The sequence below is a fragment of the Novisyntrophococcus fermenticellae genome (assembly GCF_018866245.1).
Lineage (GTDB): Bacteria > Bacillota > Clostridia > Lachnospirales > Lachnospiraceae > Novisyntrophococcus > Novisyntrophococcus fermenticellae.
The window spans coordinates 3,360,519-3,385,000 of sequence record NZ_CP076458.1; the positions used below are offsets into that span (position 1 = coordinate 3,360,519).

Sequence of the window (24,482 nt, forward strand, 5' to 3'; positions counted from 1 at the left end):
GGTAATATCATGATTCATGCAATAATCGATGGAATTCCTGTAGAGGCGGAGAAAGGTACCACCATCTTACAGGCTGCTGAAACAGCGGGTATCACAATTCCTACATTATGTTATATGAAAGGCCTGATGCCTGACGGCTCCTGCCGGATGTGTATGGTAGAGATTGAAAGCCGCGGACGCAGCAAGCTGGATACAGCCTGTTCCGCACATATTTCGGAAGGCGATATCATTCAGACCAAAAGCGAGAAAGTGACTGCATCCAGAAAAGGGGTTTTGGATCTTCTGCTTTCCAATCATAAAACAGATTGCTTTTCCTGTGCATCAAACGGCAGCTGCAAGTTACAGGATTACTGCTATGAATACGGCGTGGAGAAGACCACCTGCGAAGGAGAGATGACGGAGCTTCCGATTGATGATTCCAACCCATTTTTTACCTATAATCCGAATCTTTGTATTCTCTGCCACCGTTGTGTTAACACTTGCAGCCAGGTTGTTGGCAGGGGTGCAATCGATACCGCAGGACGTGGTTTTGAATCCGTGATTTCCACACCATTTGGGGTGGACTGGAGAAACAGTTCCTGTGAGTCCTGCGGAAACTGCGTGGCAGCCTGTCCGACAGGGGCTCTGACGATGAAGCGGCAAAAAGAATACCGCCCCTGGCAGATTGAGAAAAAAGTACTCACCACCTGTCCGCACTGTGCAACCGGATGTCAGTACTACCTGCTTGTAAAGGACGGAAAAATCGTCGACACCGAAGCCGCAGACGGACCTTCAAACAAGGGGCTTTTATGTGTCAAAGGCCGTTCCGGCTCCTTCGACTTTGTTCATTCACCAGAGCGTCTGAAATACCCACTGATTAAGAATAAAGAGACGGGTGCGTTCGAACGTGCTTCCTGGGATGAGGCCCTTGATCTGGTTGCTTCTAAATTTATGGAGATTAAAAAGAAGTATGGATCAGATGCCCTGGCCGGATTTGCCTGTTCACGATCTCCAAATGAAGATATTTATATGATGCAGAAGCTGGTACGATGTGCATTTGGTACCAATAATGTAGATAACTGCGCACGTGTCTGTCACTCCGCATCCGTAGCCGGTCTTGCAATGACCTTGGGCTCTGGTGCCATGACAAATCCAATCGAGGATATTACCCGAAATCCTGATGTGATTATGCTGGTCGGCTCCAACCCGGAAGAAGCACATCCGGTAGTAGGCATGCAGATCCGCCAGGCTGTGCAGCGGGGATGTAAGCTGATTGTAGCAGACCCGCGCGATATCAATCTTGCCAAGCATGCCGATGTCCACCTGAAACTTCGTCCCGGAACCAATGTGGCATTTGCAAACGGCATCATGCACGTTATTATCGAGGAAGGCCTTCAGGATATGAAGTTCATCGAAGAGCGAACCGAAGGCTATGAAAAAATAAAAGAAATTGTAAAAGATTACACCCCTGAAAAGGTCGGAGAAATCTGCCATATCGATCCCAATGACTTAAGAAAAGCTGCCATTATGTATGCAAAAGCCGACAAGGCTCCAATTATTTACTGTCTGGGGGTCACCGAGCATTCTACCGGCACAGAAGGTGTTATGTCCATGTCCAACATGGCAATGTTGGTAGGAAAGCTTGGAAGGGAAGGCTGTGGTGTAAACCCACTGCGTGGGCAGAATAATGTGCAGGGAGCATGCGATATGGGCGCATTACCGGGCGATTTCCCCGGTTATCAGAAAGTCTCCAATCCGGAAGTCATCGAAAAATTCGAAAAAGCCTGGGGAACGAAGCTCAGCACAAAGCAGGGACTGCATGCGACGGAGGTCTGGCCAAAGGCAATTCAGGGCGAATTAAAAGGCCTTTATATCTTTGGAGAGGATCCGATTGTAACCGACCCGGACACTGCTCACATCATAAAGGCTTTTGAATCGCTGGATTTTGTGGTACTCAATGAATTGTTTATGACAGAAACCGCCAGGTATGCGGATGTTATCCTTCCGGGTATTAGCTATGCGGAAAAAGAAGGCACCTTTACGAATACAGAACGCCGGGTGCAAAGAGTCCGAAAAGCAGTTGCCCCGCCAGGAGAAGCACGGTCAGATATTGATATCTTTATCGATATCATGAATCGGATGGGCTATCAGCAGCCTTATCTGACCCCGGCGCAGGTTATGGATGAAATTGCATCTCTGACTCCAAGCTTTGGCGGAATCAGTCACGCGCGTCTGGATGCAGGAGAAACACTTCAGTGGCCGTGTCCGACAAAAGAGCATCCCGGTACACCAATCATGCACGTTGGAAAATTCTCCAGAGGACTGGGCTGGTTCTATCCGGCAGAATACGTACCTTCTGCTGAGCTTCCGGATGACGATTATCCAATCATACTGATGACCGGACGTATCTTATATCATTATACAACAAGAGCCATGACCGGAAAGACCCCGGGTCTGATGGAGATTGAAGGAAGCTCTTTTATTGAGATGAACTTTAAGGATGCAAACGCTCTTGGCATCAAAACCGGTGATAAGGTTAAAGTATCCTCCAGACGAGGACAGATTGAATCTACCGCACGAGTCGGGAGAAAGGTATCACAAGGCGAAACCTGGATGCCATTTCACTTTCCTGACGGAAACTGTAACTGGCTGACAAATCCGGCACTGGACAAATATGCCAAAATACCTGAATACAAAGTTTGTGCCATTCATATTGAAAAAGCATGACACCGGAGGCAGATGATGTGTACATATCCTGAAAAGGTGACCTTAGAAGAAGGTCTGCAGCTGTTGCTGCCACACGTTGACCGTGTATCGGAGGAAATAATCCCCATCGAAGAATCAAGTGGGCGTGTGCTTGCCGTGAACATCATTTCCGGCGAGAACATCCCACCGTTTCATCGCTCTCCTTATGATGGATATGCATTACGCGCTGCAGATATCGCCGGAGCTTCCAAAGAAGCTCCGGTGCAGTTGTCTGTCATCCAGGAAGTGCCGGCGGGCAGCACTGCGTCAAGGGAAATCCGGGAGGGAGAAGCCGTCAAAATCCTGACCGGCGCTCCTGTCCCGGAAGGTGCAACCGCTATCGTTAAATTTGAAGATACTCTCTTTACAAAAGACACAGTCACAATATCTGCACCGTCTAAAGAAGGAAGTAATATCGTACCCGTCGGGGAAGATGTAAAAGAAGGAGAACTGGTCATAGAAAAAGGCAGGCTGCTCTCCCCCGCTCTCGTCGGACTTCTGGCCGGACTCGGTCACAGGACAGTCCGGGTCTACAGAAGGCTCACGGCGGCTGTTCTAAGCACAGGAGATGAGCTTGTGGGTGTAGGAGAAGCACTCACTCCGGGGAAAATCCGTAACAGTAGTATCTATACAATTCATGCATATCTCGAGCAGTGGAATGTAATGGCCCGGATGGTTGGAATTGTAAAAGACGATGCCGGGGAAATTGCTGCCAATATAAAAGAATCGCTTACCGCAAACGATTTGCTGATTACTACCGGAGGTGTTTCCGTTGGTGATTATGACCTCCTCAAAGAAGCACTTATACAGATTGGTGCGGAAATTCTGTTCTGGAAGGTTCGCCTGAAGCCGGGTATGGCGTTTATTGCTGCCCTATATCAGGGAAAACCTATTCTGGCACTTTCCGGAAACCCATCTGCTGCTGCCGTATCCCTGCTTCTGTTCGGACGGCCGCTGATTCGTAAAATGTCGGGAATGAAGAACTATCAGACAAAAGAACTGCTTGTAAAAACAGCAGAAGAATTTCCAAAAAAGAGTCCGTCACGCAGGATGATCCCCGGCACACTGGAAATTCTGGATGGTGAGGCGTGGATTGTCTTCGCAAAAAAGCAGGGAAATGGTATGTTGAATCCTCTCCGGGACTGTGAAATTCTGGGCGAAATTGAAGCCGGAAGCCCATCGCTTCCCAGGGGAAGCATCATCAAAGCATACCGTATTTTCGACCGCTGACAGCTGTAATACCATTAAGCTATTTGCAAATCGATATACCAGGAGAAAAGAGATGAAAAGAGAAATCAGTGTAGGGATTCTGGCGGGAGGAAAAAGTTCCCGGATGGGACATAATAAAGCATATCTTCCGATTGGAAATGAGTCTTTCCTGGAGCATACAGTCCGAATATGCAGTGGATATAAGGATCTCTGGATTTCTGTGGATGACCCCGAAAAATACCCTGGCCTTCCATATTCTCTTGCCGTGGACGAAAAGAAAGACTACGGCCCGGTAGAAGGAATTTATCAGCTCCTGCGCCACGTAAAGAATTCATATTGTATAATTCTGGCAACCGATATGCCTCTGCTTAAACCTTCTTTGCTGCAGGCAATGGAACAACGGCTAAGCGGCATGGAGGATTGCCTGATACTTACATCAGAAGGACGAATTCATCCGCTTTGCGGAATCTATAAAAAAACATTGCTTCCCGCATTTGAAGAAATGCGCAAAAAAGAAATTCACAAAATTCGGCTGCTGTTTGATCATGTAAAAACTGTATATGTGGATCTGGAGGATCTTGGCTTTTCTGAAAAGTATCTGGATAATATTAATACGCAACAGGAATATGAATCCTTAAGGAAGCGTGAATGTGAATGAAAATGCTGAATAAATTTTTCGGAAGGATGATGGATTGCCTGGAATCCGGGCCTCTGCTTGTCTGGTACTTGGATGGACTCGGATATCGGATGTACGAGCAGGCCCGGAAGTTGGGATATACACCACAGATAGATGCCCGCTTTCAGATATTTCCTGTAGGCAGTGTTTATCCGCCGCTCACAAACCCTGCACTGGCAACGATGCTGACCGGGTTGCTTCCCGAAGTACACGGTGTCTATGACCGCAGTGTAAGGAGGCTTGACAAACCCACAATTTTTGAACAGGTAACATCATCTTTTGCATGGCTGGAGGGTGACAGTGTGATTATAAAAACCAAATCCCGTCCAAAACTACATACAGACCGGGATGGACAGGGGTGCGATAAATGGATCTGTCAATCGGCACAGCAGGAACTTGATCAGGGAACCAGGTTTATCTTTGCACATCTTCATCAGATTGATGACTGTGGACATGCCTATGGTCCCTACGCCGGGCAGACCTTACTGCAGATAGCAAAAACAGACCGGATGATTTCCGGAATCAGTGCTGCATTTCCGGGAAAGGTATTGCTTATCAGTGATCACGGGCTGCATCCTCAAGAGGGTAAAGGTAGCCATGGAACGGACTGTGAAGAGGATATGCTTGCAATATGGGGAGAATATCGGTGAATATTTCAAATACATGGCCACGCATTACGATTGTGGCAAAGAGAATAAAGCACGGGCAGCTGTTGGCAGAAGAATACTCCGGTTATGAAGTCCGCCATCTGAAAGATAATTGGAATGGTATACTTCAGGTTGAATTCGAATCATATGACGGTTTCATAGCTGCAATTCCGGTCAGAGAAATTCTGAATGCTTCTCCGGGGAACCAGATTATTCTGGCAGATACCAGGAACGGAATCCCTCTCTGCTCAAAAACACAGTCAAAGCAGTATCGCCTGATCGCAGAGCGTGACCCGGCCGGAAGACGCTGGTGTAAAAATATCATTGGAATAGAATTTGTGGAGGTTGAAAGTTGAAAGTCTGTAGTGTGGTGGGTATCCGTAAATCCGGTAAAACAACCGTTGTTACGGAACTTATAAAAGAGTTGAAAAAACGAGGATATCGGGTGGGTACCGTAAAGACCGTATTCTGTCCTGATTTTACATTGGATCAGGAAGGAAGTAATACTGACCGCCATAAAAAGGCCGGAGCTGATATAATTGGCATCAAGGGAAAGCATGAGATGAATCTGATCTATCCCTATGGAATGGATGATAATACCTTTTTCCCCCTATTCGATGTGGATATTCTCCTGGCCGAAGGCGATTACGAAGCCGGTGTTCCCAGGATTGTCTGTGCACATCACAGGGAAGATGCCGAGCCACGCATCAATGCATACACCTTTGCAATCAGCGGGCGTATTGGAGAAAGCAAAGAAACTTTTGGAGATCTCCCGGTACGAAATATACGAAGTGACCCAGCCGCCGTAGCTGATTTACTTGAATCCCTGCCGGATACCCAATTTCCGATTCCGGTTTTAAAAACCCCGGGCGAGGTCTCTGCCTTTTGTCAGTGCGGCTGCCATAAAGCAGAAAAGAAATGCCAGATGAAAAAAAATGCTCCAAGGCATATATTTCTAACCGGAGAAAAACAAGTTGGAAAATCCACAATTTTAAACCGTGTAATCTCTGAACTGGAATTAAAGCCAACTGGTTATCAGACCCTGCCTCTTTTGATTCACGGTCAGCGGAAAGGATTTTATCTTCATGGACTTTGCGAATTGCCCACTTATGAAAACGACAATCCGATTTGCATCCGTATGGAGGAGAAAAAGAGTCTTCCGCTGACCGAAACATTCGAAACACTTGGGGTTCGGATTCTTACAGAATCTTTGAAGACCGATGATTGGATGCTGATGGATGAAATCGGAAAATTCGAGCAGGAGGCTGCAGGATTCCAACGTATGATTTTCCGGTGTCTTGATAAAAAGCCGGCAGTACTTGGTGTCCTGCAGAAAGTTGAAAGTCCTGTTATAGAGGAAGTCAAAGCCCGGGGTGATGTTATGGTTTTCGAAGTGACGAAAGAGAACCGGGAAGAAATCTACCAGAAAGTTCTGGAAGTCTGCAAAGAAAAATTACACGGTCTTTCCTGAAGTTAACATCTGCAGATACAGGTAGGCCTCACAGTTTCTGCTTTTATATCCGTCAGTTCCAGCGCTTTTCTTTCTTCATCAATCCGAAGAACACTTAAGCAATCAGATTCCTGGTTGGCGGCAATAAGATACGCATCGAAAACCGCAAAGTCACGTGGAATTTTTCCACCTGTCGGGACTATATCCAAAAGGTCCAATTCTCCCGCATTTTTAATCTCATACATGGCTATACTGTCATGTCCACGATTGCTTGCAAATAAAAGCTTTCCGGATCTGTGTATCGCTGCGGCTGTATTCATTCCGGCAAAGCCGGCAGGAAGCGTGGAGATATTCTGTATGCATTCATATGTATTTCCCCGGTTCCAAAATACCGAGATACTGTTGCCCATCTCACACAACACGTACAGCGCACTTTGCTCTCCTGAATAGAATTCCAGATGGCGCGGCCCGGCTCCGGGGGATACATGAATTCTGTTTCCGGTATCTTCTATCCGGTGGGTTTTCTTATTCAACCCATAGATAAACACCTGATCCAAACCAAGATCTGACGCATAAATCATTCCCTTATGTTCCACACAGGAATGTACATGTGGCGCCTCCTGTCTTTCTAAATCAATCCCCTTTCCATAATGTTGAACCTGGTCCGCTTTGCCGGCAGGCAATCCATTCGGATCAAGCCGGTAAGCAACCAAAGAGCCGCTGCTGTAGTTTGACAGAAACAAACTATCCCCCTCCTCGCTCATGCTTAAGTGACAAGGGTCAGCACCATCCGAATCGCATATCTGAATTCTTTTAAACCCCTTATCCACAACCCGAAGTATCTGCATAGCACCTGCCGGTGTCTCTTCCTGTACCGCATATAGAATTGAATCCTTCCTGTTAAAGCATACCCATGAAGGATGATAAATCCCGCTGTATCCCGATACTTTTCTCAACTCACCTTTTTTAGAATCAAAGCAGAATTTACAGATACCCTCCTCACCCCGGTCACCATAGGATCCTGTAAAAAAATCGTATTTCATAACACGCTTCCCCTTTCATTATAGGATTCTGCCAAGGAATGTCTTCGTCCGTTCTTCTTTCGGATTCACAAAAATGTCCTCCGCTGTGCCTTCCTCTGCGATTACACCCTTGTCCATGAATATTACCCGGTCGGAAACATCTCTGGCAAATGCCATTTCATGGGTGACTACAATCATCGTAAGACCAGTATGTGCCAAGTTCTTCATGGTTTTCAATACTTCCCCTACCATCTCCGGATCAAGCGCTGATGTAGGTTCGTCAAACAGCATCACATCCGGATTCATGGACAATGCTCGTCCGATTGCCACACGCTGCTTCTGTCCCCCGGAAAGCTGGGAAGGCTTTGCATCGATAAACCTTTCCATACCGACCTTTTTTAAATTTGCAAGCGCCGTCTGTCTGGCCTCTTCCCGTGATTTTTTTAGAACAGTAACCTGACCGGTCATACAGTTTTCCAGCGCATTCATATTGTTAAACAGGTTGAACTGCTGAAACACCATACCCAGATGCGTCCGGTATTCGGGCAGATTATAGTCAGGCTCCAATACGTTCTCGCCTTTATAATATATCCTTCCGTCATCCGGTTTTTCCAGAAGATTGATGCATCGAAGCAACGTTGATTTCCCTGAGCCCGATGAACCGATAATAGATACCACCTCACCTTTACGAACGGTAAGATCAATATCTCTCAATACATCATTCTGGCCAAAGCTCTTTTTCAAATGTTCTATCCTGATGATTTCTGACATTTCCAATTCCTCCTACTCTTCTTCTGCCGTAAGCGGTACATAGTCTTTCGGCCCATCCATCTTCTTCTCCACCAGACGCAGAATTCTTGTCACGCTAAAGGTCAGGATAAAGTAAATAACGCAGATGATAAAATAAGTCTGGAAAAACATATAGTTTGCGCCGGCTGCTGATTTCCCCTGAAAGAACAGCTCCGTTACAGAGATGATGCTTAAGACAGAAGTATCTTTAATGTTAATGACAAATTCGTTTCCTGTTGCAGGAAGAATATTCCGCAGCACCTGCGGAATTACGACCTTACGCATCGTCTGTGTGTGCGTCATACCAATGGCCTGGGCCGCTTCAAACTGACCTTTGTCAACTGCGAAAATCCCACCGCGGACAATCTCTGCCATATAAGCACCCGTATTAATTGAAACAATGAAAAGCGCAACTGCTGTACGATTTAAATCAAAACCAAACAGCAATGCGGTTCCATAGTAGAACATGGCAGACTGGACAATCATCGGGGTTCCTCTAAACACCTCTACATAGACATTCAAAAGCCAGTCAAATAATTTTTGAAAAATCCTCTTCCATCTTTTCTCTGCTACTGGCATCGTACGGTATACCCCGACCAAAAGACCGATTACACCGCCCAGAGCAGTGCCGGCCAGAGCCAGAAACATCGTCATTCCTGTGCCGCGCAGGAACATCCTTCCATTCTGCTTTAAAATTCTAACCATTGGACGATCGGACTCCCCTTTAGCAGATGGTTGATTTTGAATCGCTTCATCCATAATCTCTACTCGTTCGTCCTTTGAAATTCCCGCCAGAATTTCATTGATTGTACGGATGTCCGGATCTCCTTTACGCATACCGATGGAAACTGCCGTATCCGTAAGGCTTGTCTGAAACCCATTTTCTTTTGAAAACTCTATCATCTTTAATTTGGGATTTACAGTCTCTGCCGTAACACCCTCCGGTTTTTCACTGACATAGGCATCAATCGTCCCTGACTCCAATGCTACCCGCATTGCAGGAAAATTATCCATCGCTTCCTGCTTCTTTACATCCGGAATCTGATCAATCACTGAATAGTGAAAGGTATTGAGCTGTGCCGTAACCTTTGCGTCTGCAAAATCAGCCAGGCTTTTTGCATCTGCATACCCGCTGTCTGACCGGATAACCATGACCAGATTGGATTCATAATACACATCTGTAAAGTCAATTTGCTTTTTTCTTTCCTCCGTCGGTGACATACCTGCGATAATCGCATCGATCTTACCGGACTGCAGCGCCGGCGGCAGGCCGTCCCACTCCGTCTTTACGATAACCAGTTTGCGTCCCAGCTTTCCGGCAATGAGCTTTGCGATTTCAACATCATAGCCGCCTGCATATGATTTATCTCCCTGAATGGGTACCGCCCCATTCTCATCCGTATTCTGCGTCCAGTTAAACGGTGCATATCCCGCTTCCATGCCTACACGAAACTCTTTTTGCTCTGTTTCCTCCGCCTGCACACTTGCCGTCAAGCCCAGCATACCTGCCAGGATTAACATAAGTACCAATGGCAGAACCAATATTTTCTTCCTCATTCTCTTCTCCTTATCTTTTGGGCTAGTACAGAAAACCTGCCACCGGCAGCTTTCCTTGCATACTTTGGCATACAGAAAACCTGCCACCGGCAGCTTTCCTTGCATACTTTGGTATAAAAAAGCGCTCTTTGGAAAACCAAAAGCGCATACTTCATCTTCACCTATCTGTAAAACATAGCGCAACTTAGTTTTTCCACGATGGCCGCGTAAACTAAGACAGTCCATAAGCTGTTAGCTTATGTCCCAACCGGATGACAAAAGAGATATCCTCCGATTTCGGCGATGTTTCCTAGTTCTGCTTCTACATGTCTCTTCACTCCACAGAGTTAATAAACCTCGCAACCTCTACCTCACACACTGAGGTGTCTCATATATTCATTTTTTTAAATCTTATGATTTTATTTCCCCTTTGTCAAGAGGTATTTTTAAAGTTGCATGGCTAAAGTCCGCCAGAAATGTTATACTCATACTATGATACAACAAAATACACAGGTATCAGCCATGCAAAAATCAAAGGAGGATCTGAACATGAAGTTTTCCGATATGCCCTATCAAAGGGTTGATTTTGAAAAATTAAAAAAGGACTTTTCCGGGCTTTACGACTCTTTTTCCAAAGCATCATCCGGAGAAGCACAGTTTGAAGTTCACAAAAAATATTACAAGCTGACCGAGCATGCCATGACAGAAATTACTCTTGCGGAAATCCGGCATGACATCGATATGACGGATGAATTTTACAGTGCCGAACAGGATTATTATGATGCAAATATGCCGGTATTCAAAAATCTTATCGTCCGTTATCAAAAAATGCTCTATGAATCACAATACCGTCCTTATCTGGAGAAGAAGATCGGACCGGTTGCCTTTAAAAACATTGAGCTGGCCATAAAGTCAATTGATGAAAAGATATTGCCTCTTATGCAGGAAGAAAATGCACTTCAAACCAGATACAATAAACTTCTCGCTTCCGCCAAAATCGACTGGAATGGAGAAACACTGAATCTTTCTTTAATGACTCCCCACCTCCGGAGTAATAATCGAAATATTCGTATACAGGCATGGCAGAAGTATTCCGATTTCTTTGTTCAAAATCAGGAGGAATTTGATGATATCTATGACCGCCTGGTGAAAAATCGTACAGCACAGGCGCAAAAGCTGGACTATGAAAATTACCTTACTCTCGGATATTTCCGAATGAATCGGAACTGCTATGGGCGCGGGGATATTCAGGAATTTCGTAAGCAGGTAAAACAAGAGCTGGTTCCGTTTGCAGAAAAACTACAGGAAAGACGCAGGCAACGCCTTGGTTTAGATTCCCTGCGTTATTTTGATGAAAATATATATTCCAAAACCGGAAATGCAGCACCGGTCAAAACGCCGGAAGAGATTCTTGCTGCCGGGCAAAAGATGTACAACGAACTCTCTCCGGAAACAGGCGCCTTCATGAACTTTATGTGTGAGAACGGGCTTTTTGATGTTCTGGGAAGAAAGACAAAGAAAACCGGTGGCTACATGACTTATCTTCCGGATTACAAGTCTCCGTTCATCTTTGCAAATTTCAATGGAACCAGCGGAGATGCCGATGTTATCACTCACGAATGCGGTCACGCATTCCAGGGCTGGCTGGTTGCAGGTGACCCTGTTCGCGAACATGCAGATATCACCATGGAGACCGCCGAGACTCATTCCATGTCCATGGAATTTTTCACCGAACCCTGGATGAACCTCATCTTTGGTGATCGCGCAAAAAATTATGTCGACATGCATTTTGAGGATTCCATCCTCTTTATTCCTTATGGCACGATGGTAGATGAATTTCAGGATATCTGTTATGACAACCCCGGCTTAACTCCAAAACAGCGAAATGCTGCATGGCGGGACCTGGAAAGACAGTACAAACCACACTTGAATTATGAAGGAAACCCTTATTATGAAAACGGCGGTTTCTGGCAGAACAAACACCATATCTATGACAGCCCGCTTTACTATATCGACTACTGCATTGCCGGTGTAAATGCCTTGCAGTACAAGGCTTGGATGGATCAGGACTATAAGGCAGCCTGGGCAAGTTACCTGAAGCTCTGCCGTCTGTCCGCTTCCGACTTCTTTACAAATCTTGTGGGAGAAGCCGGACTTATCAGTCCGTTTGAAGACGGATGCCTGAAATATGTTGTGAAGAAACTGGATGTCTGAAAAAACAAACAGATGTGCCTTGTGCCGGCTGCAAAAACCGGTTGTGGACACATCTGTTCCTATGTGTAGAAGCCCCAGCGTCCCAATAAAATTCCAGAACGATGGGGCTTCTTATATTTTCTTTATCAAATCACGGTTTTAGCTCTTAGAAGGAGGGAACTACAGCTCCCTCATACTTATCTTCCATGAACTTCTTCACGGTATCACTGGTCAGAGCTTCAACGAGCGCTTTTGTCTTCTCGCTGTTCTCTTCTCCCGAGCGTACTGCTACGATATTCGCATATGTCGTCGCTGCAATAGAGTCTGCGTCTTCTGTAGCCAGAGCGTCGGATACCTTAAATCCAGCCTCAATCGCATAGTTTCCATTAATGACCGCTACATCCACATCTGGCAGTGATCGGGGAAGCTGCGCAGCCTCAACTTCGATAATTTCAAAGTTCTTGTCGTTCTTTACAATGTCATTCTTCGTTGCATCCATCTCTACACCATCCTTCAGACCGATCAGTCCTTTGTCCGCCAGTAAGAGAAGGGCTCTTGCTTCATTGGAAACATCGTTTGGAACTGCAATTTTGGCTCCATCCTTAAGCTCTTCCAGAGAAGAGGTCTTTCCTGCATAGATGCCAAATGGCTCATAGTGAATGGCAGCCGCACTTACCAGACTGGTTTTATTTTCCTCGTTAAATTGATCCAAATATGGTTTGTGCTGGAAGTAATTTGCATCCAGGTCTCCGGAATCAAGCGCAAGATTCGGCTGTACATAGTCCGTATACTCTTTCACTATCAGATTATATCCTTTTTCCTTTAACAAATCCTTTACGGCTTCCAGAACCTCCGCATGAGGTGAGGGAGTAGCTCCCACAATAATATCCTCCAAATCTGCGGAATCTTCCCCGGATTTAGATTGTTCAGCCGTAGAATCCGCTTTTGATTCTGCTGCAGGTTCCGATCCGTTTATGGTGGAATCTGCCTTGGATCCGCATGCTGTCAGCGCACCTGCTGCTAAAACTGCTGCTGTGAGTAAATACAGAGATTTCTTCATAATTTTTCCTCCTCGTATAATATATTTTAGATACTTAATAGTACCTTGATAACTAAATAAATTTTGTTCAATCGGCTTAGTTAAGCCCATGATATAATTGTCTTAGTGTCAATCAGGTAATAGTTCTTTTTTCTCCTGTTGAACCAGTAATGGTTGCTTCATAATAAGTCTGTTCCCCTGACATGGAAGTTAGCTTCAAACCGGCTGGCTGTTTGCTTAAGTACATGGACGACCATCTGGCAGTGTGGTTTCGCATCTGTCCATCTTAAGCTGGATTCTTATATGCGAGGGTGTCGATGCTCCATGATCATGGGTTTTACCAAGCCGATTGAACACTGAAATCTTACTACGAAAGAAGGTGATTTTATGAACCCACTTTACGTCGGAATTGATGTAAGCAGCAAATCCAATGTCGTTTATTTTATGCTGCCTGATGGTAACAAACATAGTAACTTCTCAGTTGCTAACTCACAGGATGGTTCTGTTCAGTTGGTAAAAAGAATCTGTTCTGCTTTAAATTCTCAGTCCCTTGACACCGTCCTCATAGGTCTCGAATCAACATCTGTCTATGGTGACAATCTCGTGTATTTCTTAAGGGAAGATGCATCTCTTGCATCCTTTAACAGAAAGATTCATGTCCTCAACCCCAAGCAGGTTAAAAAGTTTAAGGATGCTTATAATGACCTGCCAAAGAATGATTATGTGGACTCTTTTGTCATTGCTGACTGCCTGCGTTTTGGAAGAATCAACAAAGAGGTATACATAGGAGATTATCACTACAAAGCTCTCCAAAACCTCACACGCGCACGATACTTTACCGTCTGCAACCTCATCAAAGAAAAGCAACGGTTTATGAATGTGCTGTTTAAGAAGTATTCAACCATGACACAGGAGAAGGTATTTTCAGATACCTTCAGTACGACCGCCCTTGCTGTCTACGATGAATTTGAATCCGCAGAAGCACTGGCATATATGGACTTACATGAACTGACCGCTTTTATCATGGAAAAAGGAAAGAACCGCTTTCCAGATCCCGATGCGGTAGCCAAAGCCATTCAGAAAGCTGCCCGGAGTTCCTACCGTTTACCCAAGACGGTAAATGACTCTGTAAATCAGGTACTTTCCATATCCATAACCTCCATAAAGGCATTGGAAGCGCAAATCAAAGAGTTCGATAAAGCAATCTCTGCTCAAATGGAACTCCTTCAAAACGTATTGATATCTATACCTGGAATCGGTCCCGTTTATTCTGCCGGTATCATGGCAGAGATTGGAGATATCAACCGTTTTGAAAATCAGGCGCAGCTTGCGAAATATGCAGGTCTTGCCTGGACTCAGCACCAGTCTGGTGATTTTGAAGCACAAAACACAAGGCTCATCAGGTCTGGTAACCGATTTTTAAAGTATTATCTGTGTGAAGCTGCATTCTCTCTTGTAAGATGCGACAAGGAGTACAAAGCTTTTTATCACCAAAAGTACAAAGAGGTGAACAGATATCAACACAAACGTGCACTCGCATTAACTGCCCGTAAATTTGTGCGGTTAGTCTTTACGCTACTGAAAGACAACCGCCTATATCGCCCAGCAGAATAGAGCGATCTATCTGCTGATTAGGGTAGGCCCTGCTCATTTTTTTAACTTGGTCGACAGGGCTTAGGTGGACTTTTTTTGTTTTTTGAGAAATAGGTCAAAAATATATGATTTTATTTCATTTCCCACTTGACATCACACCGCTGGACTTATCAAAACTTCTGTGTGGTTAATTGTTCTATAGTAACGCCTTGATATATCAGGCAATTCCTACTTGATTCGTTTGTCACTGCTCCTGGATATTTTCATTCCCACTTCTTGTATAATCTGAACAATAATAACCAGAATAATCACCGTAATAAGCATCATTTCCGTCTGATACCGGTAATATCCATATCGGATAGCAATATCCCCAAGTCCGCCTCCGCCTACAGCGCCTGTCATGGCAGAATAAGCTAAAATTGTAGTCACGGACAGCACCGCTCCCGTAATCAGGGATGGTTTTGCCTCGGGAAGAAGGACTTTCCATATAATCTGAAAGGTAGAAGCCCCCATGGACTTTGCTGCTTCAATCACACCGCTGTCCACCTCCCGGAAGGAGGATTCCACAACTCTGGCCACGTAGGGCGCAGAAGCTAAAGTCAGGGGCGGGATTACACCCTTTACCCCTAAAGAGGTGCCAATCAATACCCTCGTTACCGGAATCATCATTACTATAAAGATAATAAACGGTATAGAACGAATCAGATTTACAATCATTCCTAAAGGCTTATGAATCCATGGAACAGGATAAATACCGTCTTTATCCATAACTGTAAGGATAATGCCGAGGGGCAATCCAATCAGATAAGCCAGAAAAGAAGAGATAGATATCATCTTCAAGGAGTCTAGCGTTCCTACCAGAAGCATCTGTACTGTTTCGTTATCAAAGGTCATAACTTTTCACCTCCTCATATGGTATTTCGGATGTATGAAGGTAGCTCAGTACCTTGCCTTGATCCCCTTCATTTTCAGGAAGCTGGATAACCATCTGTCCCATTGCGGTTCCGTTAATGTCCCTTGTCTCCGCATGTATAATGTTAACCGGAACCTTACATGTTAAAATAAGGTTGGCCAAAACAGGTTCAAAAGAAGAACGTCCGTCAAAAGAGATTCTAATCTGTCTGGAATTCCTGAACCGGATAACCTGACCGGCCGCATCTCCAAGGATAAGCTGCCTTCCAATTTTGGATTTCGGATTGGAAAATATCTGAGCCACAGAACCTTCTTCTGCAATATGGCTCTGGTCAATAATAGCAACCTTGTCGCAAATAGCTTCTATTACAGCCATCTCATGGGTAATAACTACCACTGTAACCCCCATGGTTTTGTTAATTTGTCTCAGCAGATCCAGAATAGACTTTGTGGTGTTAGGATCCAGAGCACTGGTGGCCTCATCGCAGAGGAGAATCTTGGGATTCGTCGCCAATGCCCTTGCAATGGCTACTCTCTGCTTTTGTCCCCCCGACAACTGAGCCGGATAAGCATTTGCCCGATCTTGAAGCCCTACGATCTCCAGAAGTTCCATCGCTCGCTTCTGAGCATCCTTCTTGGGCTTTTTGGCAATTTCCAAGGGAAAGCAGACGTTCTGAAGTACATTTCTCTGCTCTAGCAGATTAAACTGCTGGAAAATCATGCCCATGGACTGTCTCGCCAGCCTCTGCTCCTTCGGTTTCATATTGGATAGGCTTTTATTTTCAAAAAACACGTCTCCCGCTGTAGGTAACTCCAGGTAGTTAATGCATCGAACCAGCGTACTCTTTCCCGCTCCGCTAAGACCGATAATTCCATATATTTCTCCTCTCCCAATGGACAGGTTGATATCATCCAGTGCCTTAATGGGACCATTCGAAGTATCAAAATATTTCCCAAGCCCGACCAGGCGTATAATCGGTTCTGATGACTGCATATTTCAGTCTCCTTTCTTTCCCGTAAAACAAAAAGCCACAAGTCCTGCACAGACCTGTGACCTGATAATCCCGCGTTTTTCGCCGCTTCCAATTCCAAGCACTATCCATACAAATGAAAATCCATCATCGTCTTTTTGCACACTCTGACATACAGCACATCATCATACACATGCTGTTCATCGGGATCATATTCATCTGCATAGCTTTAAACTGGTTCATGGCGGCAGCTCCTTTCATATACTCTATGGGTAAACTAGGGATTCTTTATGAGCCGTATTTTACCCCTTCTTCTGACATTTGTCAATATAAAATTCTTTTCTGGTAGTGAAATTATAACATTTCTATGAAGAAACTACAATCTTTTTCTACACTTTTCGTTCTTAAAAGGCTTGTACTATCTTTTGTTCCATATTATGATAATATCAGAATCAAAACCCGATTAGGGCGAACCATTACTTTGGGCAGGGAGAACAGGCAGATGAGCGAACAGAAATTTTTAATATCTTTTATGAATAAAATCAACTTTCCGGAAGAAGCACAGGAATTCTTCCAGAGACTGTACAGACAGATTCTGGAAAAACCTGAATATAGCAGACATATGGATTCTATAATCAAAGTGTTTACGGATAGCCAATCTGAAAAAGCCTTTGAGCAGGCAGATTTTCTGGCAAAAGACATGAATATTCACAGCTATACCATGTCCATGATGCTGTTACTGTTGAGCTGTAAACCATTACTGGAACTTTATCATGAAAAGAATATCTCAGAGGAAATTTACTGGGACACTGTAGCAGACCTTACTTACAAGCTGAACGAATGCCATCAGGTACATGGTATATGGGGTACTTTTGTACGAACATGGTTTCCTCTTTTTTATCAGGCCGCCCGTTTTGCCTTAGGACGTATGCAATATGAATATGCAGAATTTCAGCTGAATGAATATTCTCTGAATGGATTTACCCTGAAAAAAGGAGATAAGGTAATCAATATGCACATCCCTTCTTCCGGTTCTTTCTCAAAAGAGAAGCGCATGGATTCCTACCAAAAAGCGTATAATTTTTTTAAAAAGGACTTTTCCGGTAAAGCCGTACCTATTGTATGCAATTCCTGGCTTCTGTATCCGGGATATAAGGAAATACTTCCTGCTCATTCAAATATACGGAGCTTCATGGACGACTTTTCTTATATACAGGGATACACCAGTAAAGAATTTACTGACTCCTGGAGGATCTTTGGTAAGGATGCTGGAAAAGCACCTGCAGATTTACCACGAGATACTTCCCTGAAAAGGGCTTTTGCAGAATATCTGGAAAAGGATGGAACACCAGGCAGCGGTTATGGTATTTTATTTTCTACATCCGCCACAAAATATCCCTGTTAATCGTCCTGTAAAACATTTCTCTTATGTTCTTCTCCCCGCCGGTCTGACCCAGAATCCACATAAGCTTCGTCACTGTGGCTTCCAGGGTCATGTCATAGGCTTCCAGAAGTCCAAATTCTTTTTTAATTGTATGTCCAACCTCGTAAATGGACATATTGCTGCCCTCGTTTGTCACCTGTGTCGTCATGACCACTGTTTTACCGAGTGCGGTCCATTTTTCAACAGCTTTATAAAAATCCCCGGAATCATAGGCAGGAAGGCCACCTACACCAAAAGATTCAATGATTACCGCATCATAGTGTTCCGCCATGTAGTCCAGAACATCTGCGCCCATGGAAGGAATCAGCTTCATCAATGCCACGTGAGGATTTATTTTATGAAAAAACTGCACTTTACGAACACAGTTATCCTTATCATCCAGGTAAAAAATTACCTGATTGTCCTGAATTGCAGCAATATAGGGAAAGTTAATGCTGGAAAATGCATTATAGCTTTTGCTTCGTTCCTTTTTCCCACGGGTACCGGCAATAACCTTCCCGTCAAACACAATATTAACCCCATGTGCCTTCTCCTCGCTCGCAAAGCGCAGGCTGTCTGACAAATTGGTACGGGCGTCGGTATTTTCCATATCAATAGGCCTTTGTGCACCGGTAATTACAACAGGCTTGGGGGAATTCTGGATCAGATAGGAAAGCGCCGCTGCTGTGTAGGCCATGGTGTCCGTTCCATGGCAGATAACAAAACCATCGTAGTTTTCATATTGCCTTTCCAATGTTTCGGCAATCAAAAGCCAGTGAACGGGCTGCATATTGGTACTGTCAATATTAAGTATCTGCAAACTGTCTATCCGGCATAAGCCTGCCATATCCGGCACGTAGGAAAGAAGTTCCTCTGAAGTGAGAAGCGGCTTTAAACCGGCCTTTCCCCGCTTACAGGCAATCGTACCCCCTGTTCCCAACATTAATATCTTCTTCATCTCTGCTCGTCCTTTAAGAAATTTTCTGTTACAAATAATATAACCACACCCCGATGGAATATTCCGATGTCCCGGATATACCCGTCATGCCGGATCAGCCGTCGGCAATATATCCAGGAAGCGCACAATGACCTTTTGAAGTATCACACATAATATGCCGCTGCTTATGAAAAAAATAATCTCATCCATGCCCAGACGTTGTAAGCTTAGAATATCAGCAAACAAATAGGTAGCTGCATAAAACACGACAGCTGATAGCGCACATAAAGATACTCGGATTTTATGAAAGGGTCTGCAGGATTCCAGCAAAGCCATCAAGGTTATAAATCCAGTCAAATAGTAAATCATGGTATTTGCCGTATCTTTTGACATGCCAATCACCGGAAACAGACCGGTAATGGTCATAATCCAGAACAGAATCAGTAAGGAATAAGGCAATGCTTTCTTTACTACATTAGACAAAAATGCTCCTCTGGGTTTTTTCCCATCAGGCTCAAAGGATAAAAAGAATGCAGGCATCGCTTCTATCACCGCATCGATCAGCGTAATCTGGATTGGAATAAAGGGAAACGGAGAGACTGTTATAATCGATATAATCGACAGCAACATCGAATACATCGTCTTTATAAAGAAGACCCCCGCTGATCGTGTAATATTATTGATGACACGTCTGCCCTCCATCACAACCTCCGGAAGATCCGAAAAATCAGAATCCAATAATACCAGTTGTGATACCTGCTTTGCTGCATCACTTCCGGCACCTATGGCAATGCTGCAGTCCGCTTCTCTGAGTGCAAGCACATCATTCACACCGTCTCCCGTCATTGCCACGGTATGTCCCTGCTCCTTAAGTGCCTTTACCAGTTCTTTTTTCTGGTTTGGCGTAACACGTCCGAAAATTGTATATTTACCCGCTGCCTCTGTAATCTCGTCACTTGTGTGAACAGACGTCATATCAATATACGAAGCATATTCCTTAAGACCTGCCTGCCGCGCAATACTTGATACAGTCAACGGATTATCGCCGGAAATAATCTTAACTGCGACACCTTCCTTTTTAAAAAAGCCAAGTGTTTTCTTCGCATTTTCCCGAATCGGATCGCAAAAGCTCACTGCCGCAACCAGTTTAACAGCAGGAATGCTGTCCGTCTTAAGTGATTCCCGTGTATATCCAATATATAGCACACGATTCCCCTCCTGCTGCTCCACTTTGATATTTTCCGGCAGCATAGAGCCGGAGGAAGATAAAAGTTCGGGAGCTCCCATCACAATCGTCCCTAAATTTTCAAATGTGACCCCACTCCACTTTCGCTCAGAGGAGAACTGAACTTTGTGTAAAACCTTGTATGGCGATTTTGCAGTGGGGAAATGTTCCTTTAGGGCAGCAAAGGTGGCATTGCTGTCACCCATAGTATCTGTAAAATAGCTTACTGCATCTTCCAGTGAAACCGGCATTACATTTTTCCCAATCGGAAGAATTGTGTTGACCCGCATTTTACCCTCTGTTAAAGTCCCTGTTTTGTCAAGACACAGAAGATCCACATTCGCAAGTGTTTCAATACAATGCATTTCCTGCACTAAGATATTCTTTTTTGAGAGTTTAATTACTCCGGCAGCAAGTGAAACGCTTATCATTAAGACAAGCCCTTTTGGCAGCATACCCAGCAGTGCGGCAGCGGTCAGTACTACAGAAAGTGTAATCGAATTTGCTCTTATAAAATACGCCTGAAGAAATAGGATAATTCCTACCGGCAGAATAAAAAAGCCTGTAAATTTTGTAACTTTTCTCATGGAACGCAGCAATTCGGAGGTAATCTTTTTATGTTTTTTTGCACCCAGCGCCAGTTTGGAAATAAAATTATCGGCACCTATATGTTCCACCCGGGCGTGGCATTCTCCGCTGACAACAAAGCTGCCCGAAAGCAGTGTATCGCCCGGCTTTTTTACAATTACTTCCGACTCTCCTGTAAGAAGTGACTCATTCACTTCAATTTCTCCATGCACCACAACCGAATCGGCGCAAATTTGTTTTCCCAAACGAAGTACGGTAATGTCATCCAGGACAAGATTTTCTACCTTTATTTCACTTTCCCCCCCAGAACGAATCACAACTGCCTTCGGCGCAGCGATCAGAGAAAGCTTTTCTACCAACCCCTTCGCATGAATTTCCTGCAAAATACCAATTAGTATATTAGCCAGGATAATTAGCAGATATATCATATTCACCCATGCACCCACAAGCGCAAGGCAGATTCCGATTGCCAGATTAAAGGCATTGAATACTGTAAACACATGATCCTTTATAATCTGTCTCGTCGTTTTCGTAATATTTTCAGGCGGCGTGTTTTCCAGCCCCTGTTTTTGTCTTTGTAATACTTCCTGTTCTGTTAAGCCTTCTGTATAAGGCTTGTTCAAGCGTTGCATATTCATCGCTATCTTTCTCCCATTATTTGATTGTTCGTATATCCAGCAGACTTCTTATATCCTCCTCGTCCAGCCCTCCCGTAAATCCTTTTTTCGGCTCCAGTATACTTCCAATGAGCTCTTTTTTACGCTCCTGCAAATCGGAGATTTTCTCTTCAATGGTTCCCTGTGTCAGCAGGTGATACACCTGTACTGGATTTTTCTGACCCATTCGATGGGCTCTTGCGCTGGCCTGAGATTCAACTGCCGGATTCCACCATGGATCAAACTGAATGACGATATCCGCTTTGGTGAGATTAATTCCGGTTCCTCCGGCTTTTAAGGAAATTAAAAATACCGCTTCCTTATCACTGTTAAAATTATCAATCTCTATTGCCCGGTCTTCCGCCTTCATCGTTCCATCCAGATAGTAATAATTTACGTGATTTCGTATCAGCTCTGCCTCAATAATTTTCAACAGTCTGGTAAACTGTGAAAAAACCAGAACACTATGTCCGTTGCTCACTGATTCTTCTATAATATCCATGGCAAAGTCAAGTTTACCGCTTCCTCCCTTGTAATTATCCAGGAATGTGGCAGGATGGGCACAGATCTGCCTTAATCTCGTCAGAGCAGCTAATATCTCTATATGGCTCCGCTCTATTCCATATTGATCAATTTTAATCTTTAACTCTCTTTTGAAATCCTTATAGCAGGCCGCATACAACTTCTTCTGGCTTTCCGTCATCCCGGTCAGACAATTCGTCTGGGTCAATGCGGGAAGTTCCGTTAGGACTTCCTTTTTCATTCTTCTTAAGATAAAGGGTCTGACTGCTTCAGACAATTCTGTATGCCGCCCTTCGTCCTTCCCCTGCATAATCGGTTCTTCATAGACTTTTCGAAATTTTTCTCTTGAAAAGAGATAGCCCGGCATAAGAAAATCGAAGATAGACCAAAGCTCCTGAAGGCGGTTTTCTATTGGTGTACCCGTAATTGCAAAACAGCATCCGGCATCCAGCTTTTTTACACTTCCCGCATTCAGTGTTTCGGGATTCTTGATATTTTGTGCCTCATCCACAAAAACATAGGAGAATTCCATCCCTTCATATGTCTCTATATCATTCTTAAGGGTCGTATAAGACGTTACAAGCAAATCATAGTGCAGGCAGGAAGAGAGAAGCTGTCTCCTTCTTTCTCCCGACCCTTCAATTAAAAGAACCTTAAGTTCCGGCAGGAACCTGGCTGCCTCCTGCTTCCAGTTATAAAGAAGCGACGTGGGGGCAACTACCAGACTCGGTATGCCTTTCTTCCCCTCCCCCGCCAGAAATGCCAGAACCTGAAGCGTTTTCCCAAGACCCATCTCATCGGCTAATATACCTCCAAAGGAATAAGAAGCTAATTTCTTCATCCACCGCACACCCTGAATCTGATATTCCCTGAGTACCCCTTCCAGATGCCCGGGAAACAGTTTCTCGTCTTTATCCCTGCATGCACCTGACAAAGTCCGGATTAATCCGCCGAACCGTGCATCCACCGTAACATCGGAAAGCCCCTTTTCCTTTCGGTAATTTTCCAGATACAGACAGCGGTTCGATGGAACCTCGAATATACCGTCATGAATGGAATCACTGTCAATTCCCAGTCCATTAATTAAGTCAATAAATCTTCCGCTGTCGGCAGCGTTCAGGTTGACTATGGAGCCATTTCTCAAACGAAAATATTTTTTTCCGGCTTTAATTGCATTCAGAAGTTCCACCAGCTCCTCATCACTTACGTTTTCCAGATTAATATTCATATGAATGACGGATCCGTCTTCCGAAAGGGAAATCCCTGCCATCTCAGGACTTTTTACATACAGTTTCTTAAAGTCCTGAGAATAATAAATCTCAGCAATCTTTTTCAAACTGGTCAAATTATCGGTCAGTAAATGCACGATTTTATCTACCTCATCCAGAAAATAAAGTTTTCCCATGGTGCGAAAACCCAGAGCATTCATCTGTGATGTAACAGTCCTCTCACTGTCGTATTCCCGTAATCTTTTGTCATTTTCCTGTGGATTCAGCGGATTGAAAATCTTCTTTCCATAACAAAACTCCACCTTTGAGATGATTCCTCCTACGGTTGTATCAAAGTAAACCCTACTGACCAGCCTGATATTTTCAAGTTTTTTTCTGGTTTCATGGTCTAATGAAATATTTATATCTTTTCCATATACCTCGAGAAAGTTCTTACGAAAAAGCTTCAAATCGTCTGCGTCAATTTGAAATCTGATTCTGCATGACTCATTTTTATAGGGATAGAGCTGCCGAAAAAGCTCCCGCCGATTCTGCGATAAATACACCAGACAATTTGTTTTCGAAAAAAACAGATAACTGTAATCGGAAACCATTGGTTCAAAGTCGTCATCGGCAGAATAGTTCACTGTTAGGATGCTTCCCTCTTTTTCCTGCGCAACCGATAGTTCCGGATTTATGTCTTGTTTGATGTACAGCCTCTTTCCCCCTATTACAGCATGCAATACATTCCTGGCCTGCCATAGCAAGTCCAGAAAGCGAATCCGGTAGGGTTCCCCTATGCACACCCTGCCTCCAAAAAAGCAAGAGACTTCCTCATGGTTCTCTTCGGTTCTCTTTATATCATGGAGGAACTCCAGCAATCTCCTGTCTTCCATGGAAAAATACATTCTATCCGGCTCAAATATAAAATTTTTGCTGAAACACCAGGGCTTCCCCTGTTCGAAATTATGGAGAAACCCCCTCAGATCCGTTATTCGGTACCTCTTATCCAGCCCGGCCGACAGTTCCAGGCTCATCTCACCGTCTTCATCTGGGTAAATGATATTCATACCGAGGTTAATGAGCAGTTTACCGTATGAAGCTCCTGCACCCTTATAGAATAGGGTATCATGAAAATTAATCAGCTTTTTCCCCACTTTTC

The 24,482-nt window shown here is 44.4% G+C and carries 18 protein-coding genes and 1 riboswitch; of the genes, 9 read left to right on the forward strand and 9 right to left on the reverse strand.

The features are described 5' to 3' along the window. The first annotated feature begins 9 nt into the window (after nucleotides 1–9). The 6 genes from fdhF to KNL20_RS15630 are packed head-to-tail and all read left to right on the forward strand — an operon-like array spanning nucleotide 10 to nucleotide 6,727. Nucleotides 10–2,706, forward strand: a complete 2,697-nt coding sequence (gene fdhF, locus KNL20_RS15605) for a formate dehydrogenase subunit alpha (protein ID WP_230398618.1) — start codon at nucleotides 10–12, stop codon at nucleotides 2,704–2,706. Nucleotides 2,707–2,718: 12 nt separating this feature from the next. After that, nucleotides 2,719–3,954 (forward strand): molybdopterin molybdotransferase MoeA, encoded by a 1,236-nt coding sequence (locus KNL20_RS15610; RefSeq protein WP_230398619.1) that lies wholly within the window; start codon nucleotides 2,719–2,721, stop codon nucleotides 3,952–3,954. Between the two features lie 52 nt (nucleotides 3,955–4,006). Beyond that, nucleotides 4,007–4,591 carry a molybdenum cofactor guanylyltransferase gene (mobA, locus tag KNL20_RS15615; RefSeq protein ID WP_230398620.1) on the forward strand — a complete coding sequence of 195 codons (585 nt, stop codon included), beginning with the start codon at nucleotides 4,007–4,009 and terminating at the stop codon, nucleotides 4,589–4,591. Next, on the forward strand, nucleotides 4,588–5,259 hold the full coding sequence (locus KNL20_RS15620; protein ID WP_230398621.1) for an alkaline phosphatase family protein: 672 nt from the start codon (nucleotides 4,588–4,590) through the stop codon (nucleotides 5,257–5,259). The genes mobA and KNL20_RS15620 overlap by 4 nt, the downstream gene beginning before the upstream one ends. After that, the gene (locus KNL20_RS15625; RefSeq protein WP_230398622.1) at nucleotides 5,256–5,612 is read left to right on the forward strand and encodes a hypothetical protein; all 357 of its coding nucleotides are present in this window, start codon (nucleotides 5,256–5,258) and stop codon (nucleotides 5,610–5,612) included. The genes KNL20_RS15620 and KNL20_RS15625 overlap by 4 nt, the downstream gene beginning before the upstream one ends. Next, nucleotides 5,609–6,727: a molybdopterin-guanine dinucleotide biosynthesis protein MobB gene (locus KNL20_RS15630; protein ID WP_230398623.1), complete on the forward strand. Its 1,119-nt coding sequence runs from the start codon at nucleotides 5,609–5,611 to the stop codon at nucleotides 6,725–6,727. Before KNL20_RS15625 ends, KNL20_RS15630 begins: the two co-directional genes overlap by 4 nt. Before the next feature lie 2 nt (nucleotides 6,728–6,729). Here the strand turns inward: KNL20_RS15630 and KNL20_RS15635 are convergent, their stop codons facing one another. The 3 genes from KNL20_RS15635 to KNL20_RS16195 are packed head-to-tail and all read right to left on the reverse strand — an operon-like array spanning nucleotide 6,730 to nucleotide 10,074. Further along, nucleotides 6,730–7,749, reverse strand: coding sequence for a lactonase family protein (locus KNL20_RS15635; protein WP_230398624.1), 1,020 nt, complete (start codon nucleotides 7,747–7,749; stop codon nucleotides 6,730–6,732). An 18-nt stretch (nucleotides 7,750–7,767) separates the two neighbouring features. Beyond that, entirely contained in the window at nucleotides 7,768–8,505 is a 738-nt protein-coding gene (locus KNL20_RS15640; protein ID WP_334299994.1) for an amino acid ABC transporter ATP-binding protein, read from the reverse strand. A gap of 6 nt (nucleotides 8,506–8,511) precedes the next feature. After that, a complete protein-coding gene (locus KNL20_RS16195) occupies nucleotides 8,512–10,074 on the reverse strand; it encodes an ABC transporter permease subunit (protein ID WP_331468234.1) in 1,563 nt (520 codons plus the stop codon). Between the two features lie 167 nt (nucleotides 10,075–10,241). After that, a riboswitch (Lysine riboswitch) is annotated at nucleotides 10,242–10,430 on the reverse strand. A 172-nt stretch (nucleotides 10,431–10,602) separates the two neighbouring features. Here KNL20_RS16195 and KNL20_RS15655 point away from each other — a divergent pair. Further along, complete coding sequence (locus KNL20_RS15655; RefSeq protein ID WP_230398625.1) at nucleotides 10,603–12,267, forward strand: M3 family oligoendopeptidase; 1,665 nt, start codon at nucleotides 10,603–10,605, stop codon at nucleotides 12,265–12,267. 145 nt (nucleotides 12,268–12,412) lie between these two features. Here KNL20_RS15655 and KNL20_RS15660 read toward each other — a convergent pair whose 3' ends face one another. Continuing rightward, nucleotides 12,413–13,306 carry a MetQ/NlpA family ABC transporter substrate-binding protein gene (locus KNL20_RS15660; RefSeq protein WP_230398626.1) on the reverse strand — a complete coding sequence of 298 codons (894 nt, stop codon included), beginning with the start codon at nucleotides 13,304–13,306 and terminating at the stop codon, nucleotides 12,413–12,415. A 366-nt stretch (nucleotides 13,307–13,672) separates the two neighbouring features. Here KNL20_RS15660 and KNL20_RS15665 point away from each other — a divergent pair, with 366 nt between their 5' ends. Next, complete coding sequence (locus tag KNL20_RS15665; protein WP_230398026.1) at nucleotides 13,673–14,899, forward strand: IS110 family RNA-guided transposase; 1,227 nt, start codon at nucleotides 13,673–13,675, stop codon at nucleotides 14,897–14,899. 207 nt (nucleotides 14,900–15,106) lie between these two features. Here KNL20_RS15665 and KNL20_RS15670 read toward each other — a convergent pair whose 3' ends face one another. Beyond that, a complete protein-coding gene (locus KNL20_RS15670; protein ID WP_230398627.1) occupies nucleotides 15,107–15,772 on the reverse strand; it encodes a methionine ABC transporter permease in 666 nt (221 codons plus the stop codon). Then, nucleotides 15,762–16,784, reverse strand: coding sequence for a methionine ABC transporter ATP-binding protein (locus KNL20_RS15675; RefSeq protein ID WP_230398628.1), 1,023 nt, complete (start codon nucleotides 16,782–16,784; stop codon nucleotides 15,762–15,764). Before KNL20_RS15675 ends, KNL20_RS15670 begins: the two co-directional genes overlap by 11 nt. A 479-nt stretch (nucleotides 16,785–17,263) precedes the next feature. Between KNL20_RS15675 and KNL20_RS15680 the strand changes: the two genes are divergently transcribed. Continuing rightward, nucleotides 17,264–18,166, forward strand: a complete 903-nt coding sequence (locus KNL20_RS15680) for an acyltransferase domain-containing protein (protein ID WP_230398629.1) — start codon at nucleotides 17,264–17,266, stop codon at nucleotides 18,164–18,166. Here the strand turns inward: KNL20_RS15680 and KNL20_RS15685 are convergent. The 3 genes from KNL20_RS15685 to KNL20_RS15695 all read right to left on the reverse strand — a co-directional run bounded on the left by KNL20_RS15685 (nucleotide 18,138) and on the right by KNL20_RS15695 (nucleotide 24,477). Beyond that, a complete protein-coding gene (locus KNL20_RS15685) occupies nucleotides 18,138–19,142 on the reverse strand; it encodes an asparaginase (protein WP_230398630.1) in 1,005 nt (334 codons plus the stop codon). The two genes, KNL20_RS15680 and KNL20_RS15685, sit on opposite strands and share 29 nt — an antisense overlap. Nucleotides 19,143–19,226: 84 nt before the next feature. Continuing rightward, complete coding sequence (locus tag KNL20_RS15690; protein WP_230398631.1) at nucleotides 19,227–21,572, reverse strand: cation-translocating P-type ATPase; 2,346 nt, start codon at nucleotides 21,570–21,572, stop codon at nucleotides 19,227–19,229. Nucleotides 21,573–21,588: 16 nt separating this feature from the next. Then, complete coding sequence (locus tag KNL20_RS15695; RefSeq protein ID WP_230398632.1) at nucleotides 21,589–24,477, reverse strand: DEAD/DEAH box helicase; 2,889 nt, start codon at nucleotides 24,475–24,477, stop codon at nucleotides 21,589–21,591. Between the last annotated feature and the right edge of the window lie 5 nt (nucleotides 24,478–24,482).

Excerpts from the sequence above, each read along its gene's own strand:
- KNL20_RS15665 (WP_230398026.1), top strand. The coding sequence starts at position 13,673 with ATGAACCCACTTTACGTCGGAATTGATGTAAGCAGCAAATCCAATGTC.
- KNL20_RS15670 (WP_230398627.1), bottom strand. The coding sequence starts at position 15,772 with ATGACCTTTGATAACGAAACAGTACAGATGCTTCTGGTAGGAACGCTA.
- KNL20_RS15685 (WP_230398630.1), bottom strand. The coding sequence starts at position 19,142 with ATGAAGAAGATATTAATGTTGGGAACAGGGGGTACGATTGCCTGTAAG.
- KNL20_RS15660 (WP_230398626.1), bottom strand. The coding sequence starts at position 13,306 with ATGAAGAAATCTCTGTATTTACTCACAGCAGCAGTTTTAGCAGCAGGT.
- KNL20_RS16195 (WP_331468234.1), bottom strand. The coding sequence starts at position 10,074 with ATGAGGAAGAAAATATTGGTTCTGCCATTGGTACTTATGTTAATCCTG.
- fdhF (WP_230398618.1), top strand. The coding sequence starts at position 10 with ATGATTCATGCAATAATCGATGGAATTCCTGTAGAGGCGGAGAAAGGT.
- KNL20_RS15610 (WP_230398619.1), top strand. The coding sequence starts at position 2,719 with ATGATGTGTACATATCCTGAAAAGGTGACCTTAGAAGAAGGTCTGCAG.
- KNL20_RS15680 (WP_230398629.1), top strand. The coding sequence starts at position 17,264 with ATGAGCGAACAGAAATTTTTAATATCTTTTATGAATAAAATCAACTTT.
- KNL20_RS15620 (WP_230398621.1), top strand. The coding sequence starts at position 4,588 with ATGAAAATGCTGAATAAATTTTTCGGAAGGATGATGGATTGCCTGGAA.
- KNL20_RS15690 (WP_230398631.1), bottom strand. The coding sequence starts at position 21,572 with ATGAATATGCAACGCTTGAACAAGCCTTATACAGAAGGCTTAACAGAA.
- KNL20_RS15635 (WP_230398624.1), bottom strand. The coding sequence starts at position 7,749 with ATGAAATACGATTTTTTTACAGGATCCTATGGTGACCGGGGTGAGGAG.
- KNL20_RS15655 (WP_230398625.1), top strand. The coding sequence starts at position 10,603 with ATGAAGTTTTCCGATATGCCCTATCAAAGGGTTGATTTTGAAAAATTA.
- KNL20_RS15675 (WP_230398628.1), bottom strand. The coding sequence starts at position 16,784 with ATGCAGTCATCAGAACCGATTATACGCCTGGTCGGGCTTGGGAAATAT.
- mobA (WP_230398620.1), top strand. The coding sequence starts at position 4,007 with ATGAAAAGAGAAATCAGTGTAGGGATTCTGGCGGGAGGAAAAAGTTCC.